The sequence below is a fragment of the Silvimonas iriomotensis genome, assembly GCF_014645535.1.
Lineage (GTDB): Bacteria > Pseudomonadota > Gammaproteobacteria > Burkholderiales > Chitinibacteraceae > Silvimonas > Silvimonas iriomotensis.
Genome location: NZ_BMLX01000001.1, coordinates 155,125 through 171,556, shown reverse-complemented (window position 1 = coordinate 171,556; position 16,432 = coordinate 155,125). Strand labels below are relative to the sequence as shown.

16 protein-coding genes and 1 pseudogene are annotated in these 16,432 nt (G+C 51.1%); 5 read left to right on the top strand and 12 right to left on the bottom strand.

Features of this window, described 5'->3' with window-relative positions; translation table 11 throughout:
- Nucleotides 1-185: 185 nt before the first annotated feature.
- Nucleotides 186-611, top strand: coding sequence for a hypothetical protein (locus IEX57_RS00740; RefSeq protein WP_188701321.1), 426 nt, complete (start codon nucleotides 186-188; stop codon nucleotides 609-611).
- Nucleotides 612-658: 47 nt separating this feature from the next.
- On the opposite strand, the gene IEX57_RS00735 is transcribed toward IEX57_RS00740, so the two are convergent.
- The 3 genes from IEX57_RS00735 to IEX57_RS00725 form a co-directional block, all read right to left on the bottom strand.
- Nucleotides 659-940: a hypothetical protein gene (locus tag IEX57_RS00735; RefSeq protein WP_229708548.1), complete on the bottom strand. Its 282-nt coding sequence runs from the start codon at nucleotides 938-940 to the stop codon at nucleotides 659-661.
- The gene (locus IEX57_RS00730) at nucleotides 909-1,127 is read right to left on the bottom strand and encodes a hypothetical protein (protein WP_188701319.1); all 219 of its coding nucleotides are present in this window, start codon (nucleotides 1,125-1,127) and stop codon (nucleotides 909-911) included. The genes IEX57_RS00735 and IEX57_RS00730 overlap by 32 nt, the downstream gene beginning before the upstream one ends.
- 67 nt (nucleotides 1,128-1,194) lie before the next feature.
- Nucleotides 1,195-1,461 (bottom strand): hypothetical protein, encoded by a 267-nt coding sequence (locus IEX57_RS00725; RefSeq protein ID WP_188701317.1) that lies wholly within the window; start codon nucleotides 1,459-1,461, stop codon nucleotides 1,195-1,197.
- Between the two features lie 108 nt (nucleotides 1,462-1,569).
- On the opposite strand from IEX57_RS00725, the gene IEX57_RS00720 reads away from it, so the two are divergent.
- Nucleotides 1,570-2,133, top strand: coding sequence for a hypothetical protein (locus tag IEX57_RS00720; RefSeq protein WP_188701315.1), 564 nt, complete (start codon nucleotides 1,570-1,572; stop codon nucleotides 2,131-2,133).
- 695 nt (nucleotides 2,134-2,828) lie between these two features.
- Here the strand turns inward: IEX57_RS00720 and IEX57_RS00715 are convergent.
- Together IEX57_RS00715 and IEX57_RS00710 are read right to left on the bottom strand one after the other, a co-directional pair.
- Nucleotides 2,829-3,284 carry a BON domain-containing protein gene (locus IEX57_RS00715; protein WP_188701313.1) on the bottom strand — a complete coding sequence of 152 codons (456 nt, stop codon included), beginning with the start codon at nucleotides 3,282-3,284 and terminating at the stop codon, nucleotides 2,829-2,831.
- Nucleotides 3,285-3,437: 153 nt separating this feature from the next.
- Nucleotides 3,438-3,713 carry a BON domain-containing protein gene (locus IEX57_RS00710; RefSeq protein ID WP_188701311.1) on the bottom strand — a complete coding sequence of 92 codons (276 nt, stop codon included), beginning with the start codon at nucleotides 3,711-3,713 and terminating at the stop codon, nucleotides 3,438-3,440.
- Between the two features lie 128 nt (nucleotides 3,714-3,841).
- Between IEX57_RS00710 and IEX57_RS00705 the strand changes: the two genes are divergently transcribed.
- Nucleotides 3,842-4,573 (top strand): trypsin-like peptidase domain-containing protein, encoded by a 732-nt coding sequence (locus IEX57_RS00705; RefSeq protein WP_188701309.1) that lies wholly within the window; start codon nucleotides 3,842-3,844, stop codon nucleotides 4,571-4,573.
- Between the two features lie 102 nt (nucleotides 4,574-4,675).
- Here IEX57_RS00705 and IEX57_RS00700 read toward each other — a convergent pair whose 3' ends face one another.
- On the bottom strand, nucleotides 4,676-5,509 hold the full coding sequence (locus IEX57_RS00700) for a lysophospholipid acyltransferase family protein (RefSeq protein ID WP_188701307.1): 834 nt from the start codon (nucleotides 5,507-5,509) through the stop codon (nucleotides 4,676-4,678).
- A gap of 397 nt (nucleotides 5,510-5,906) precedes the next feature.
- Between IEX57_RS00700 and IEX57_RS00695 the strand changes: the two genes are divergently transcribed.
- The gene (locus IEX57_RS00695; RefSeq protein ID WP_188701305.1) at nucleotides 5,907-6,656 is read left to right on the top strand and encodes an SDR family oxidoreductase; all 750 of its coding nucleotides are present in this window, start codon (nucleotides 5,907-5,909) and stop codon (nucleotides 6,654-6,656) included.
- 353 nt (nucleotides 6,657-7,009) lie between these two features.
- Here IEX57_RS00695 and IEX57_RS00690 read toward each other — a convergent pair whose 3' ends face one another.
- The gene (locus IEX57_RS00690; RefSeq protein WP_229708544.1) at nucleotides 7,010-7,531 is read right to left on the bottom strand and encodes a substrate-binding domain-containing protein; all 522 of its coding nucleotides are present in this window, start codon (nucleotides 7,529-7,531) and stop codon (nucleotides 7,010-7,012) included.
- 338 nt (nucleotides 7,532-7,869) lie between these two features.
- Between IEX57_RS00690 and IEX57_RS00685 the strand changes: the two genes are divergently transcribed.
- Nucleotides 7,870-8,094, top strand: coding sequence for a hypothetical protein (locus IEX57_RS00685; RefSeq protein ID WP_188701303.1), 225 nt, complete (start codon nucleotides 7,870-7,872; stop codon nucleotides 8,092-8,094).
- Nucleotides 8,095-9,132: 1,038 nt separating this feature from the next.
- Here IEX57_RS00685 and IEX57_RS00680 read toward each other — a convergent pair.
- The 5 genes and pseudogenes from IEX57_RS00680 to IEX57_RS00660 all read right to left on the bottom strand — a co-directional run bounded on the left by IEX57_RS00680 (nucleotide 9,133) and on the right by IEX57_RS00660 (nucleotide 15,490).
- Nucleotides 9,133-9,795 carry a GGDEF domain-containing protein gene (locus IEX57_RS00680; RefSeq protein ID WP_188701301.1) on the bottom strand — a complete coding sequence of 221 codons (663 nt, stop codon included), beginning with the start codon at nucleotides 9,793-9,795 and terminating at the stop codon, nucleotides 9,133-9,135.
- 712 nt (nucleotides 9,796-10,507) lie between these two features.
- Nucleotides 10,508-11,242: a Crp/Fnr family transcriptional regulator gene (locus IEX57_RS00675; RefSeq protein ID WP_188701299.1), complete on the bottom strand. Its 735-nt coding sequence runs from the start codon at nucleotides 11,240-11,242 to the stop codon at nucleotides 10,508-10,510.
- Nucleotides 11,243-11,903: 661 nt separating this feature from the next.
- Nucleotides 11,904-12,200, bottom strand: a complete 297-nt coding sequence (locus IEX57_RS00670) for a hypothetical protein (RefSeq protein WP_188701297.1) — start codon at nucleotides 12,198-12,200, stop codon at nucleotides 11,904-11,906.
- A gap of 180 nt (nucleotides 12,201-12,380) precedes the next feature.
- Nucleotides 12,381-13,346 (bottom strand): annotated as a pseudogene (istA, locus tag IEX57_RS00665) (IS21 family transposase); the annotation flags it as partial.
- A 761-nt stretch (nucleotides 13,347-14,107) separates the two neighbouring features.
- The gene (locus IEX57_RS00660) at nucleotides 14,108-15,490 is read right to left on the bottom strand and encodes a hypothetical protein (RefSeq protein ID WP_188701295.1); all 1,383 of its coding nucleotides are present in this window, start codon (nucleotides 15,488-15,490) and stop codon (nucleotides 14,108-14,110) included.
- Nucleotides 15,491-16,432 lie beyond the last annotated feature (942 nt).

The following is a 16,432-nucleotide window of genomic DNA, read 5'->3' as shown; positions in this document are numbered from 1 at the left end:
ATGCCCCAGACCAAAACTGGGGCATTTTTTATGGCTGTTTGTGATGAGTTTTGCGCTGGATCGGCTGGATAAAGACCAAGGAACAGGTCTCTTGTTTGCCGCTGGTGAGTTGCTTTTGATGGCGTCGACCAGGAACTGGATCGTCGCCATGGGCCACTGGGTGTGGTCTGCAGCTAGATACTGCGTTGAAAGCAACGACACTCAAAAAACTACTGATCGCTGCAAATATCTACAAAGATGGCCGATTTCTGAAAGATGCAGTAGTTACAACCAAGACTCTTCATGGGTTTACCAAAGAAATGACGAGTCTGTTGGTTGAATATACTCGCGTCTTCCCCAGGTCCTTGCGCGAAGATTATGTAAGAAAACCTGTTCTTCAATTGAATGTCATCTTGGGCATGATGGGGTTAAAAGTGAAGAAAGTTGGTCGCAGTCAATCCGATAATCAGTCTGAAATTTTTTACCGACTTGACATCCAGACCTTTGAAGGCCAGAAGAACTTGAGTCATGAGAGAAAGTACGGGATCCCTTTTGACAAAAAGGTGGCGCAGGCGGTAAACGAGGCTCATATGAAATACGGCGCTTACAGGGAAGATATTCTGATCGCTTGAGATTGCTCCTGGAGCATAAGAAAGAGGCCGAACGGCCTCTTTTTTTTTTATGCCTTCTTCTGCTTCGCAGCCTTGCGGCGACAGTTGTACCAGTAGGTCAGTGCCCCTTTCGGCGTCAGCCCTGCACCGGCCACAAATGCAGCAACCAGCACTTCCTTGGCTTCACCACCAATCTGCGAAAAGATTTCCCAGGCAGCATCGGCTTTGGTCTTGCCCTCTTTCATCAGCGCTTTGCCTGCATCAATGGCGCTAGCGATATGCGCCTGGGTCAAATCCACTGCAACTTCGCTGCCTTGTTCAGTGGACGGACGGGTTTTTGTTTTGCTCACAGTAGTTGCTCCAGAGTTTGCCGACGATGTCGTTTGCCACAGACAGCGGGATGGTCTCGAAACCGGGGATGTCTTCGAAGAAGAACAAGGCCTGGTTTGAAAAATCGAGGTATCCCAGTTCATAGCCTTGAATGGACGTGATGATGTCCAGCAACATGGCAATCTGTTCGAAAGTCAGGGTGTGCATGGTTGGTCCTGATTGAACACACAGACACCCTCCAGGCAAACCTCACTTCGGGCAACGGCATTTCAAATCAATATTCCGAAGCAAGCAGGATCGTGGTGTAACTGCGATCCCATTCCGTAATCACATAGACCTTTTCAGATCCGACTTTGTAAGCCGAAAGAATTCGTCCACCATCGCGGATTGCCTCCATATTCGACGCTTTATCCTCGTCACAGATCGTTCCAAAGTCGCCGGACAGATGACGGATCAGCAAATCAATCGGGAACATGTTTGAATTGGAAAATAACGCTAATGCATTTGGTGTCGCAAAGATTTTACCTGGCTGAAACAGCATTTACACAACGCCTTTCTGATTCGATAAATATTTCGAGTATCAGACGTACTTGATGGCACCAGCAACGTCACTTCTGGCTTCAACAAAAATAAAAACAAGGATATCCATATGAACGCAGTATTTTATAGTGCGATTTATACACATAACACCAATGGAAAATGCCAGAAATCTGGCATCGCATTCCACCTTAAATTCAAGGGCGGCGAAAAAACATTCATCGAAATATCGGAAGATTGCACTTATGGCCAACTGTGGTTGCAGAAGCTACTTTTCTTTGTAGAAACCATTGCGAATGGTCAGGATTATATTTTTTCGATCAAACATATCGGCGGGCAACCGCAAATCAAAAAAATGGCCGGGAAGATAGATCGAATTCTTGGTGTCGCAATCAGATTGAAAAAACCACTGACTCAGGAAGATGTGGCCAAGCTGGTACACAAGGATGGACGTTATACCAAGCGGCCCAACGACGAACTTTATACGAAAATAATTTTCATGTTATGGCAAATGTGCAGTGGCGATCATCGTACCTATTTTGAAACCCACCATATGCCCTGCAATCAGACCATGACACTCGTGAAGAAGCTGCATGATGAGATCAGCCCACAAAAGAAGCTCTTCAAGAAGAAGCCAAAGAAAGATGCGAAGGTCCAGCCGGAAGCCCCTCTTTAATATATTAATAAAATAATTTATATATAAAAGATTAAAGAGGGGGCCTTAAAAGGCCCTCTTTAATAGACTTCTTCGAAGTCAGAAAACCTAAAAACCCGCATTTTTACGTGATGGTATGACTGCCACGTTTAAGGGCACAGCCCCTCTTTAATAGCAGTCATACCATCGCGATTTTTATATATCTGCTTTTGCATTTGTCCCATTATGCTTTTCACATATATGTTTTGGGTTTCGTCACACCCATCTCTTTTTAACTTCCAGTTCTGACACAACACATCCCCGAAAAACAAACGAACGATTGCCTTTATCTATTTATGTCGATTGTCTGGCTGGCGGACATTCCAGTTATTCATCGCACGAAATCAGTCAGAAAATCGGCGATATTCTGGTCGAAGTAATGCTAACCAGCTAGGTTCGAATAAACTGGCTTACACCTGCCCCGAACACCCGACCAACAATAAGCCATGCTGATTTTCCACTGTCCCAAAGACGCGGATAAGGCATTGGGCATACCTCGTCAAAAGGAACACTCAAACATCGGTTCTTTGGTCGTTAGCCCGGCGGAACACCCTTGATAAACACAACGATCAATCAATGACGTCGATCATGAACGGTCGGACTAATGCCTGCATGGATGAATGGGCTGTCCGTCAGTCCAAGCACTGAAATGGCATCCTATTGGCCGGCACAACAACTCAGGCCCGAGGACTAAGTGTGAGCTGCACGCGAGGTTTGATGGTGAGCTCGTCCACAAGACCATCCACGCCCGCCATGTAACGGATCGCCGCTGTGATCCTGGCGTGTTGATAGTTCCAGTCCATTTGCCCATGCAGGGTAACCCATCCGCTTTCAACCTCAACCCGGACCTGCCCCGATGACAAGTTGGGCATTTGTTCCAGCAAATGGATAATGTTTTGGGTTATTTCGTCATCATTGCCACGATTGGCTTCTAGAAATTGTGACGGACTACCCCAGGAGGCCCGATGAACATGCGCGAGTGCGAGGGCTACACGTTCGCTCGCTGCTGATTTTTCGTGCTTCATGGCTGTAGGGCGTTCGGCGGAGTCGTTCTCAGCGTGCAGATAGCGGCTTGAGGTCGCCCATTTTCGGCGCGGGCGGGCTTTGGTTTGAAACTCAAAATCGGATTTCATGAGCGTCTTTCCAGTGGTGAGGGAAAGACCAATGTGCGCTTTATATCCAAGCTCATCTGTGCGGCAGCACACGGAGTGTGACAGGGCTCAAGGGCCAATTGTTTTGGCAAAGAAAGGGATTTGAGTGATGGCTTGACGGACGGGTTGCCTGCACTAACGGTAAATCACAGTCAGGTTATTGATCACCTGGCGTACACCAGGCGTTTGTAGCGCAATCAGCCCCGCCAGATTATGGTCAGCCCAACTCCCTACGGTGCCAGAGATGGTCACAACCCCTGTGTCTGCCAACACGTGGAATACAGCACATTTAAGACCGGTAAAGTGGCTTTGCGCTGCATTGGTTACATCCTGAGCGGTGAAGAGCGGGCCGATGAAGGCCGGTTTTTGAGGTAAATCGTCTGACCGTTGATTCATCACATCGATTCCCACGCTAAAACATCATAGGACCATGCGTTAGCTGTGCCATCTGTGCGCTAGCGTACGGAGTGCAGATCAAGTCGGCGATATCCTGCCGAATTCAAACAGACTGCCTTGTGCTTTGCTGAGATGTCTCTCCCATGACGGATTCTTTATTGCTTGCTGCGGCACGGCTGAACACCTTCCAACAACAACTGCTTCTGACCAATGCCAGTGGATTTTTCTTTGCGAGGGACGGGCATTTGTATCTGGTGACGAGTCGTCACGTCATGATTGATGAGAACAGCAACCATTTTCCCGACCGGATCGAAATCGAGCTACACATTGACCCGATTAACCTGACGCAATCCATGGGGTTTTCTATTCCGCTGTACCGCAATGGTGTAGCCGTCTGGCGTCAGGGGACGGATTCAGCGGGCGAAGTGGATGTCGCGGTGATTGAGCTGGAACAAGCCGCCCTGCCCGCTGGCATGGTTTACCGCGCTTTCACCCCGGATCATCTGTTTAACCAGCAGAACCAGATCACCTTGGGTAGTTCCGTACTGGTAGTGGGGTTTCCGCTAGGCGTCCACGATACCTTGCACCATATGCCGGTGGTACGGCACGCCATCGTTGCTTCTGGTTTCGGATTGCGCTTTCAAGGCAAAGGTTATTTTTTGACAGACGGCCGCACCCACCGTGGAACCAGTGGCGCGCCAGTCGTGCTGCATGTCATTCGCAATAATCTGCCCGATGATGATTTTCCCTGGTTGCTGCTCGGCGTGCATTCATCGCGCATTGACGTCGGTTCCCGCGATCTGGTTGAGGACGAACACCTGGGTCTCAATGCAACCTGGTATGCCGATATCCTGCTCACGCTAACCAATCCATAACAGTTTGCAGATGCCCATGATTCTGACGAATCACTCCCGCAGTTCTGGGCCAATACCTGGATCTACGTGCAAGCGGAACATCTGTGTACCCCCACCCGCAATTTACGCCCCACGTGGCCGTTTATAGCGGTTGTAGCCCCACAGATATTGGGTAGGTGCGCGGGCAATCAGTTGTTCGATCTGATTGTTAAGATGTGCTGCGGCGACCTGCCGGTCCGTGGACAGTGGCTCAGCCAGTACTTTCAGATGAATATGGTAAGCGCAAGATGCTCCCAAGCGTTCCGCAAACACCATCACGATGGGCGCACCGCTGATGGCCTGCAGACGCTGCACCAGGTTCATGGTGTACGCCGGTTTACCAAAAAAGGGCGCCCAATCACCTTCGCCGCCACCGGGGCACTGGTCAGGCAGAATGCCAATGGTTTCACCGCGCTTGAGCGCTTTGACCAACATGCGTACGCCACGCGGGGTCGCAGGGGCCATGGCCAGATTCGGGCGACTGCGCATGCGTTCTATCCAGTCGCGCAGCCAGGGCTGGTGCGGCGGTTTGAACAACACGGTAGAGGGCGAATATTGTGCAAACAACGGCCCCAGCAATTCGAACCCGCCCAGATGCGGTGACAACAGAATGAGGCCCTTTCCCTGAGCCAACAGCGCGTCAGTGGTTTCGTGGAAATTGGCTGGCGAAATATCCAGTCGTGACATCGGGTTTTCGCGCATCCAGAAATACGGCATTTCCAGCACCATACGCCCGGCTGCTCGGCTGGCCTCACGAAATTGGATCGAAGACGAATCCGGATAGGCTTGCAGATAATTTTGTTGCAACCGGGTGCCGTAGCGCCCCGGCAAACGAGCCACGCTAGAGCCCAGCAAAGCGCCAAGTGCTTGCGCCCAGGGCAGTGGGAGCAAGGAAAGCAGCCAGAAAATGGCGGTCATGGAATTCCCGGCTCGAAGAGGTTGAGCTGTAGTGTGTATCGGGAGGAAACAGGGAGAGGAACCCCGAGTTCAGCGGAGAGTTCATGTGCCACTTCAGGGCACCCGCGCCACTCTACCGGATAAGTCTCAAGGCGATAAGCGCAGCATTACGGCGCGGGTGTAATACAGACATGTATAGTGACCTTCCCTGCCCCCTAACGTGCAACGTTCCTCAATGGCGGATGTTTTGAAAGAGCGACGTTAAGCATCAGTACCGCTAGAATTCACAAAAAACCATCAGTGGTTGGCGGAACCAGGCAGTAGGTCGACTGGAGCAGGCAAGCAATCGCTTAACACGCTGATATTCCCGGACAGACCAACATAAACGGCAACTAGCACTCGCTGATCCAGAACGCAAATGATCAACAAGATTACATTGATTACCGGTGGTGACCGCGGCATTGGCCGTGCAACTGCACTACTCCTCGCCAGCAAAGGCCATAAAGTATGCGTCGGCTATCGCACGCGTGAAGACAGTGCGCAAGAGGTGGTCGAGAAAATCCACTTTGCCGGTGGTGAGGCGATTGCGGTGCAAGCGGATATCTCGCAGGAAGAACAAGTCGTCGCACTTTTTTCGCAAATTGATAAGGCATTTGGCCCTATCACCGGGCTGGTGAATAACGCGGGCATGCTGATGCAACAAGCTTCCATTGAGCAACTGAATGCAGGGCGGCTGGCAACGCTGTTTGCGACCAATGTGGGTGGTAGCTTCATATGCGCTCGCGAGGCGGTCAAGCGCATGGCGTGGCGGCATGGTGGCCAGGGAGGCGCCATTGTGAACGTCTCTTCGGCCGCCTCTCGCCTGGGGTCACCGCATGAATATGTCGACTACGCCGCGTCAAAAGGGGCGCTCGATACCATGACCATCGGCCTGTCTTTAGAAGTAGCCGGCCAGGGCATCCGGGTCAACGCAGTGAGGCCGGGCTTTATCTACACAGAAATGCATGCCGATGGTGGTGAAGCAGGCAGGGTCGACCGGATAAAAGACAGTTTGCCAATGAAACGTGGCGGACAGCCTGAAGAGGTGGCACAAGCCATTGCCTGGCTGTTATCTGACGAGGCTTCATACGTGACCGGGAGCTTCATTGATTTGGCCGGCGGCAAATAGCCGTAGCGGCAGACGCTTGGCGCAGTCAACGTGAGATGCTGCCACTTCGCACTGTAGGCACGTGCCACGTAATCGATTTCATCCCCCCGTTGTTTCTACCTTCCGGGTTGCCCTTCCCTCGGCTACTGAAGTCGAATAAGTCAAACGATTACCGGTGGTGTTGCGCAGGCATTGCTGGCACTAGCTACTGCGGCCATTGCCGGGTTGTTGGTACGCACACTCATTGGGCTGGCACGCGGAGAATTGCGCACGCTCAGCGCCTGATGAACACGGTGGAGACCAGCCCTGGGCATTCGTGCCCGGGGCTTTTTTACGTCTATGCAGCGCCCGCCGGCCCAAGCGCGGCGGTCCGCTCAGTCGGCCAGCCGGGCAATCACCAAATCCAGCAACGCCCTTAATCGCGCCAGGCGCCGCATGTCGCGGTGATAACCAATCCAGGTTTCCCGCACAGGCGGGTCTTCGCCCAGATCAATCCGCTGCAAACCGGCAATGGCATCACCCAGCGGTCTGGGCAGTACTGCCACGCCGGTTCCCTGCAGACACATCTTTGCCTGCACCGCACGGGCATTGCTGCGAAATACCACGCGCGCATGGGGCAGCATGCGTTGCAACCAGGCGACGTCGGGCATGCTGTTGAAGGCGGCATCCATGGTGATCAAACCTGCGCCTTCCCCATCGCCTGCCAACGGTAGCGGGTAATCCGCAGCCGTATACGCGCCATAGGGCATATGCAACAAGTTGCGCGAGACGATATCCGGTTCATCAAACGGCTTGATGCGGAACGCCAGATCGGCCTCCCGCCGGGACAGACTAAGCAGGTGCGAGTCGGTCAACAGCTCGATGGTGACGCGCGGGTACTGGATCGAATATTGCATCGAACACATCAGATCGAATTACATGCCGAGTCCGTGGGCAAACAAAAGGATATGGGTGACCAATGAGCGTGGTCGCAAACAGAAAAAGCACCTTCGGGTGCTCTTTTACTTTGGTACAGGTGATGAGGTGGGCCACAACCTCCAGAATGCCTGGGCCGGCATCTCCGGAACAAGGTGTCAATATCATCGGAATACACAGTACTTACCCTTCTTCTGACTTAATGACACCCTCAATCAGTTCTTTAGCCCATGTGAAAACAAATTTTTCCGGAAAGAAAAAAACCTGACCAGCCTGACTTGCGCCTATGATCAGCGATGCTCACACATGGACGACTAGATTGGCAGATGACATTGAAGTGAAAGAGTTTGATCACGCGGGGCACCATCTTCGAGTCACTGTCTGGAAATCCGGACATCTCTGGAAATGGTCCTATGTCATCGATGGATTGCACGAAGGTCAGATCACCAAACGCCCCTTCACCGAAAAAGGTGACTCCATGAGTGAAGGGATGTTTGTTGCCAAATACAGGGCTGGCAAAATGCCCCCTCTCGAAAAAAACTGATAGCCCCACCTTACCGTTTAGTCTGGTGCTCCACCGCATGACGCGGTTGACAAAATACATTTGCCAAAGGGCCGATATGTGCGTAGCATCTCGGTTGCTTTTGGCTGATCTATCAATTACTTAGATCACCCATTTCCCTGTAGCAGCCTCCTCAAGCTCTTGCCTCGTTAGTTGGTCTTTCATTCGTTTATTCAAACGAGAGTCCCTCCGTCATTGCCCGAAGCGCTGGATTTTGCTGATGCCACTTGATTTGTGGCCATGCCGTGTCTGCCTTGTGCTTTCGCTGCCACATGGAATATCAAGGCAACGGAACATCCTGGGCGCTTATAGTCCCGGTTGTTGCTTCAGTTCTCCTTGTGGTCAGTAAAGACCGCTTGCTCAGCTCCGAAACGGCCAGAACGCGCCTGCCTGAAAATGACAGCGATTCAGATACCGTTCATGCCCCGATATGCGCCATGACCTGGCAAGACAGGGGGTGCTGAGAGCCTCCTGGAAACATTTTGATCATTAATAAACTACAGCCGGGCGACTGCTTCGCTCAATCCATAAACGGCCAGACCGTCCACTTCGAAGTGATTCAAATCGACCGGATTGGTCCGAAATATCAGGTAACGTTCCGGTCTCCAGCTGGAGACTCCAGCGCCCTGTATTCAAGTCATGCGGTCATCACCTCCACGTTTCTGCATTAAACCGGGAGCCTGTTTCAATGAGCAGAAAAGGCGTTTGTTTCAGGGCTCTGATTCGCGGTCAGGAATCGAGCTGCACAAGATAGATCGCATCCCCTTTTCTTTTACGTGGACTCTCGATCACCTGTAACGAGTTCTTATGGCTACAAAGGGGACAAACGAAAAAGACCCCCTCGTCATCCATGTCCGGCGGGGCTTCATAGGGCGTGAGAACCGCTTGGCACTCTTTACAGGTCCACATGATCATTTCCTTGCCAGACTTGGAAATTTTCAACCAGGGCAGCCTCCTCATCTGGCATAAGCGTTTTGCTGCGTCCGCCCGGCGGCCCCTGGGTTCTCCCGAATCCCGGAACTACATCTCGATACTGGCATCCTGGTAGACCGCTCGCTTTGCGCGTTTTGCATGCTTGGCGCGGTACATGGCCTCGTCGGCTTTGCATATCAGGAGTTCAGGGGTGTCTCCATCTTCCGGGAAAATACTGCAACCGATGCTCGCCGTTGCAGCAACATTGTGACCATCAAGATCGTGTGAGCACGCCAGCACCTGGCTTAGTTTATTTTCCATCCGTGCCACGTTTTCAGATTTGATCTCGGATGCCACCACCACGAATTCGTCACCTCCGAGGCGGCACACGGTGTCCACTTCCCTCACGGTCTCCCGTAGGCGGGTAGCGATATGTTGCAGCAGCAAATCGCCAACCCCGTGCCCTAGTTGATCATTGATGATCTTGAAGCCATCGAGATCCAGGAAATAAACTGCAATATGACTCCTGTGCCTTTTCGCAATCGCTATATCCCGAGTCAGATGCTTCCATAACTGCACCCTGTTTGGCAGCCCGGTCAACGGATCTGTCTCCGACGCTTTGATGGCGGCAGCGAGAACAAGCTGTACCTCATCCGCATCACGTGCCGCCTTGCCTATTTGCGCTAACAGTCGTTGATTCTCTTGCAAGACACCGCGCACACTCGTCAAGTCATGCCAGGCTTGAGACTCATTAATCTCCACCTGAAGCATGTCCAGTGTTACCTCGGCCAATTCAATCTGATGTCTTAGCGCCCGGAGTCGTAACCTGGCCCTTCCTGTGTACGACAGGGATCTGTTCATAAGGCAAACCCTTTCAAAGTCCCGCGGATAACGCGTTTCCTACACTTCAAAACCTTGGCAGCAAGGAACTGGAGCCCCGCACGCACATCGGCACCGATTCGCATTTGTGCAAAGTCAAGTACTGAAGTTTAGTGGTGAGCTCGTCCAATCAAACCCGCCACATCAGGCATGTGGAGAAGTGACAAGAAACTCTCGCTCGCTGCTCGGGGCATTCCGCCATCCGCCCCTATTGAACCTGGCCGTCGTCGACATTGATCCAAATTCGCCGGGAGGTTGCACGCAGGATCTGCTTGAGGAGACAGATTATTTGCGCGAGCAATTAATCATCTTGCGCACGACTCGCTCCCCGAAACTGAGAAGAGCTAGCCCACGGGGTATCCTTCAGCCCAACCAGGGTAAGAGCCGGGCGCGATTTATCTGAAAGGGCTTGCCCTCTGGAAGCCTTTCCCTGATCGACCGGATCATTGTCCGCATCCTCATAACGGGCTGATCTCGCCCAATGTCGGCTTGAACGGACTTTGGTTTCAAACTCAAAATCGGATTCCATGATGGCCCTTCCATTTGGAAACGGAAGGTCCAATGTGTATACCCTGCCCGCACGTTGATCTGTGCGCTAGCGCACTTATAGAGCCCGTAAAGAGGAAGGGCCATCTCTTTGGGGGAGGAGTCGGTCATACTCTTTCTTGACTACGGCATAACACTCGCAGGTGCGGTGTTCAAGTCCAAGTCGATCCAGCACAGAAATATGACCACGTGCATAATGAATAAGGCCCGCTTCCTGCAGTTTAAGCGCGCTTTGGGTGACACCTTCACGCCGCACACCGAGCATGTTGGCAATCAGTTCTTGAGTCATGATCAGTTCGTTGCCTTGCAAGCGATCAAGGCTGAGCAACAACCAGCGACACAATTGTTGGTCCAGGGAGTGATGCCTGTTGCAAACAGCGGTTTGAGCCATTTGCGTGATCAACGCCTGGGTATACCGCAGCATGAGATGCAACACAGGGGCGTGACTGAATTCTTCTTTCATGACCCGCGCTTTCAACCTGTAGCCTCGGCCTGCGCTCTGCACCACCGCTCGGCTTGTAGTCGATTCTCCGCCCATGAACAAGGAAACGCCCACAAGACCTTCGTTTCCGACGATGGCAATTTCTGCCGACGCGCCGTTCTCGAGGACGTACAGGAGCGATACGATGGCTGTCGTTGGAAAATAAACATGACTCATCCTGGCACCAGACTCATAAAGAACCTGGCTTAACGACAAATCAATCAGCTCCAGATGCGGAATCCAGCGACGCAGAACTTCCGGGGGTAATGCTGCCAGCAAACGATTCTGTACAAGATCCAGCTCATCAGCCATACACTCACTCCCGGCAGGCCTTTACAAGGCTTATCACTACGACCTTTGCAGGTCATTTGTGGAGTGTACGCTTTGCTGGCTTCAGTCGTAGTGATCTGCCTGTTCAATGAGCACAAGGTCGCACAAGAAGTGATGAACCGGCGATTTATTCCGTAATTTGAAGTGTGCTACGTCTGCTTTTAACGGTATGTCACCATCAAATTGCCAATGAAATGATAGACATCGGGGATTTGTCAGGCGGCATGGCCTTCAAGATGATGTTCGGACCAGCCCTCGACCGTGCCAGAACGGGTAATAACCCATCTGCCTGCCAACAGATGCAGCGCCTCAAAAGCGAGAAACCCGGAAGGGATTTGCCCTGAGCCTGCCAAGCCGTTCTCGATCATAGCTGGCCCGAATTAGTGGGCCTGCTGCGGCGGAACATCTGATGTGTCTGTATGCATATCGCCAACTCCGGACAGGAAAGAACCAATATGCGCTGGCAGGTCCCAACTGATCTGTACGCTACCGCACAGAACTCCAGTTAACCAGGCAACACTGTCGTGGCCTGGTCCCAGAGTCATCGGCCAACCCACTTACTGCCACAGGATGTTCAGTGCTGGCATATAGCCACATCCCGCAAAAACCAGCCAGGGCACCGGTGCCGCCGTCCTTGCCCTTACTACATGTAGATAAACTGATGTTTTATTTCGATCTGCTTAAACCCGTCCCAGGTCAGATACTGGATATCGAACAGACCCATACGAAGTGCAATTGCTTCGATGGTATCCATTTCCGCTGTCTCGCCGATGGCGAAATCGGTAATGCGTCTCAGGGATATGTTTTCCGGGAATTCATTCTGAATTGCGGCTTGCAAAACAAACGAATCAACGTGAACTGCCGATAGATTCAGGTCGTAATCAAGATCAAACGACCTCAAGCCTCTCGAAGTACGATACTGGACTGAGAGGAATGCCATGATGGAGTCCGCCTGTTGGTGTGTCAGCGTCAGAACTCCAGGATTGAAGCGAGACAGACACCCTACAGTAGCCCTGACATACGTCAATAGATACCGTCCCATGACAGCCGGGCCTGAACGTACTCAGAAATGCCTGTTGCATGCTTATCGTTCGATCAAGTAAGCCGTCGCCAAGCCGACTACCCGCTTGGTATGTTCCACATAGCCATCGAAGGGCTGCCCGACCGGCATCAGGTGCGGGCGTTCCGAGGACCAGACCGCCCAGATCGTGGCCTCCCGCTCCGGATGGCGGATCTGCTGCCACAACCGCACACACTCGTCCGCCAGCCAGTCGTTGAGTGCCGCGAGGGAGCCGAAGGGCGGAACGGTCTGCCAGAGACGGTGGCGACTGTCCTGGACGTTCTTCTCGATCTGGCCCTTTTCCCAGCCGGAAGCCACGTTGCAGAACTCGGCGTCAAACAGGTAGTGGCTGACCATGGCACTAAACCGGATGTTGACCTCGCGTTCCTTGCCACGACCGACCCGATCCACGGCGGTCTTCATGTTGTCGTAGATGCCGCGGCGCGGGATGCCGCCCCAGGCCATGAAGGCATGGTAATGGGCATCGAACAGCATTTCGTGGGTCTGCAGCAGATAGGCCCGCAGGAAGAAGGCCCGGCTGTGGCTGAGCTTGAGATGGGCCACCTGCAGCTTCGTCCGTTCGCCGTTGATGACGGCCCAGTCCTCACTCCAGTCGAACTGGAATGCTTCGCCTTCGGCAAAGCGCAGCGGCACGAAGGTGCCCCGGCCAGTCGTTTTTGTCTGTTCGTATTGTTCCTGCCGCCATCGTCGGGCAAAGGCTGCAACCCGGTCGTAGGAACCGCTGAAACCCAGAGAAACGAGATCCGCGTGGATCTGCTTGAGGGTGCGTCGCTGTTTGCGCGGTCGTCGCGCTTCAACCCTGAGCCAGTCGGCCAGCCGTGTGGCATGGCCATCCAGCTTGCTGGGTGAATGGCGTTCCGGATAGACCGGAACGACGGCCTCCGAACGGATGTAGCGGCGAACCGTGTTTCGGGAAACACCCAGCCGCCTGGCGATCTCGCGCAGCGGTACATGGTCCCGAAAATGCCAACGTCTGATGATGCTCAACATAGCCACGTCGATCACTCCAGTACTCCCGCTCGTTACCTCGCGGGACAGTGTTCTACGTGGGTCAGTTTTCGGTGCAAATTACTGCATCAGGTGGGGCAGTTTTGGGTGCAAATCAACACGAAAGCGCCTTCAACGGCCCGGAACGATGAAATACATGCTGTACTTCTCGGCCGTCTGAACCAGCAGCTAACAGGTTAGATTTTTATATATAGAAATGACTGACACTTAGCTGCACTACGACCACTTGCCATAATGACCACCACCAGCACTGCCGGCGTCTCAGTCGCAGCTAACAGGTTAGGTTTTTATATATAGAAAAGACCGCCACTTAGCTGCACCGTCACCACCTGCTGAACCATTGCACCAGCATCCTGCATGTCGATTGATCCAGCCTTTCTGACCATCATGCTGCTGTCTTGATGACCATCTTGTCGTTCTGACCAGCACCACATGCCCTGTGCCGAGCAGCTAACGGGATAGGTTTTTATATATATAGAGAAGACCGTCACTTAGCTGCTTTGCCGTTCCTTTTCCGGCCTTCGGCTGGCAGCGAGTAAGTACTGTGAGAGTGGACGAATTAGGGAATCTAGATGAACTCGCAACGGGCTGGTGTGCCGACAGTACTCTACTTGGATCAGTTTTCGGTGCAAATTACTGCATCAGATGAGTCAGGATTCGGTGCAAATCAACAACCAGTACTTTGAAAGTAGGCAAGTGGCGCAATTTACCGGTAGGCCGCCATGTTGGCTTCGAAGGCTATTAATTATGCCTTCTGGTTATCGGCGAAATAGCGGGTGTGAGTGATTTTTCTCACGAAGTGAGCGCCGTTTGCCGGGCATAAAGAAAAAGCTTGCTATCGATATAACTAGAGCAAAAAAAGCCATGATGCAATCGAATATTGCATTTCCTCTGTTTTGAAATTCTCCGCTCTCTATATTTCGCCAAAGTAAAACGCAGACGGTTGCTATAGGAAAAATAAAAATAGATGCATGACTAAAGCATATTGATAAAAAATCATCATAAACACCAATCCATGGAAATTTGCAAGTCAGATCAATTCCGGTTTTTTTTCCTTCTATGAGATGCAAAAGTAAATATATTTGACACGCCACCAGCGCTGCCATACCCCATGAAGTGATGTCTGATTGCTGTAGTTCTATACCAAATATTTGTATTTTTTGATTGCCACTGCGCTCAAGGGAGTCTAGATAATTCTGGAACTCATGCAAACTAAGAGAGCGCAAGTCCTTGGAGTAATAGCTGAACTCACGGTAGTCTTGGTTTAATTCATTTTTTGAGATTGCTTGATTGTAATTTCCGATATGTAACATAAAGGGTATGTTTATTGAAACTCGGTGTGAAGTTGTGGATACGGTTTTTTCTATGCCAACGTCTGGAATTAAAAAAAATACAAGATTCCCGTTCATGATAATTTCACTTCTCTCGTCAGGGGATGGTATGCCCCCTTGAAAAGAAAAATAAGTGGATGTTCTGTACCAGCCGGGGTTGGCATAACCGTCAATTTTGGAGATGTAATCTCTTATCTCGCTTTGTTCGATCTCCTTTTTTTCTCCATCAATGTACACATTGACGCGATTTAATGAAAAATCAGAAATATAATATTTTTTAAATTTTTCAAGAGTTTCTATATTTTCCAAAAAACCGCCAACTGTTTCGTACGACTTCATAATGGAAGCTAGATTGGTTATCCCGTATTTAGAATCTTCGTTTTCTCTTTTAGGGTATAAATCGCTTGATGATGAAGCGTCAGGTAGATTGGCTCCTTCCCACATAATAAGAATACTTTGTTGTATTTCTGGAATTATTATTTTTTCTTCATTTATCAAGATGTAGAATTCGCCGTTTTTTCTTGTGAGAGATTTATCTATCGAAGTCTGGCTAAATATACCGCCTGAATTTAATATGGCTTTTTTTGTTTCTTCGATCGCTTTTGATAATGATTGGGATGGAGTGGCTAGTGCCGCAATCATGAGGGCGAAACTGGCAGCTACTAATGAAAAATGAACATTTCTCAAGTGCTCGATCAGATCTTTGGTTTGTTCGTTTCTTTTTGATTTTTTTCTCATTTTCCATTTATGAATGTCGATTAAATATGTCCTTCTTTCCGAGGTAGGGTTGGAACTTCTCTCTTTTTCCATGCTCGCCTCTCGGAATGAAAAAATGATCTCGATGATTTTTTCACCCGATTTTGGTATGAGTGTAGGCGATGGAAAATCGTGAACGAACAGATTTTAAAAAATGGGTTAGCGTTCTCAGCTTAGATTGCCCAATCTGGTATCGAGGGCTTTTTTTATTTTTTCGGATGGATGGTGGATTTTGCTAACTGACCACCATCGTTGTCATCCAGTGTTATGCAAGTGAATGTTTTTTATATGAAGCATTCACTTGAACATAGTCGGATGACTATACTGCCGATCGGTCTGGTTTACTGCGAGCTCACCAGCAGCCCCGCTTTAATGGTCCCGTAAAGGTGGCTAAAAACGTCCAATCTCACTGGACGCACCTTAACGCTGGCACAGTTTCGGCACAGTTCTGAAACCAGCGCTCGACAAAGCCTTGGTTTCATTGGAAGTACCACCACGAGCCCCGCCATGTTTCATTAGTGACGAAACGGCATGTGACCCATCGTCATTGAAGCAGGACCGTCAGATTGCTGAGCAATACACGATGTATTTCACCGTTCCACATGCCCCTGCCTGGCGAAAGCGCCTTCAACGGCCCGGAACGATGAAATACATGCTGTACTTCTCGGCCGTCTGAACCAGCAGCTAACAGGTTAGATTTTTATATATAGAAATGACTGACACTTAGCTGCACTACGACCACTTGCCATAATGACCACCACCAGCACTGCCGGCGTCTCAGTCGCAGCTAGCTGCCATTTCAGCAGGCTGAGAAGTACAGCATGTATTTCATCGTTCCGGGCCGTTGAAGGCGCTTTCGCCAGGCAGGGGCATGTGGAACGGTGAAATACATCGTGTATTGCTTAGCAATCTGACGATCCTGCTTCAATGGCGATGGGTCACACATCGATTCGTCACTAATGAAACATGGGCGGGGCTGGGGGTGACCGACCTCCT

Bases quoted from the DNA above. Each gene is read 5' to 3' on its own strand.
- IEX57_RS00730 (WP_188701319.1), bottom strand. From the start codon at position 1,127: ATGCACACCCTGACTTTCGAACAGATTGCCATGTTGCTGGACATCATC.
- IEX57_RS00725 (WP_188701317.1), bottom strand. From the start codon at position 1,461: ATGCTGTTTCAGCCAGGTAAAATCTTTGCGACACCAAATGCATTAGCG.
- IEX57_RS00720 (WP_188701315.1), top strand. From the start codon at position 1,570: ATGAACGCAGTATTTTATAGTGCGATTTATACACATAACACCAATGGA.
- IEX57_RS00715 (WP_188701313.1), bottom strand. From the start codon at position 3,284: ATGAAATCCGATTTTGAGTTTCAAACCAAAGCCCGCCCGCGCCGAAAA.
- IEX57_RS00705 (WP_188701309.1), top strand. From the start codon at position 3,842: ATGACGGATTCTTTATTGCTTGCTGCGGCACGGCTGAACACCTTCCAA.
- IEX57_RS00700 (WP_188701307.1), bottom strand. From the start codon at position 5,509: ATGACCGCCATTTTCTGGCTGCTTTCCTTGCTCCCACTGCCCTGGGCG.
- IEX57_RS00695 (WP_188701305.1), top strand. From the start codon at position 5,907: ATGATCAACAAGATTACATTGATTACCGGTGGTGACCGCGGCATTGGC.
- IEX57_RS00690 (WP_229708544.1), bottom strand. From the start codon at position 7,531: ATGCAATATTCGATCCAGTACCCGCGCGTCACCATCGAGCTGTTGACC.
- IEX57_RS00680 (WP_188701301.1), bottom strand. From the start codon at position 9,795: ATGCTTCAGGTGGAGATTAATGAGTCTCAAGCCTGGCATGACTTGACG.
- IEX57_RS00675 (WP_188701299.1), bottom strand. From the start codon at position 11,242: ATGGCTGATGAGCTGGATCTTGTACAGAATCGTTTGCTGGCAGCATTA.
- IEX57_RS00670 (WP_188701297.1), bottom strand. From the start codon at position 12,200: ATGGCATTCCTCTCAGTCCAGTATCGTACTTCGAGAGGCTTGAGGTCG.
- IEX57_RS00660 (WP_188701295.1), bottom strand. From the start codon at position 15,490: ATGGAAAAAGAGAGAAGTTCCAACCCTACCTCGGAAAGAAGGACATAT.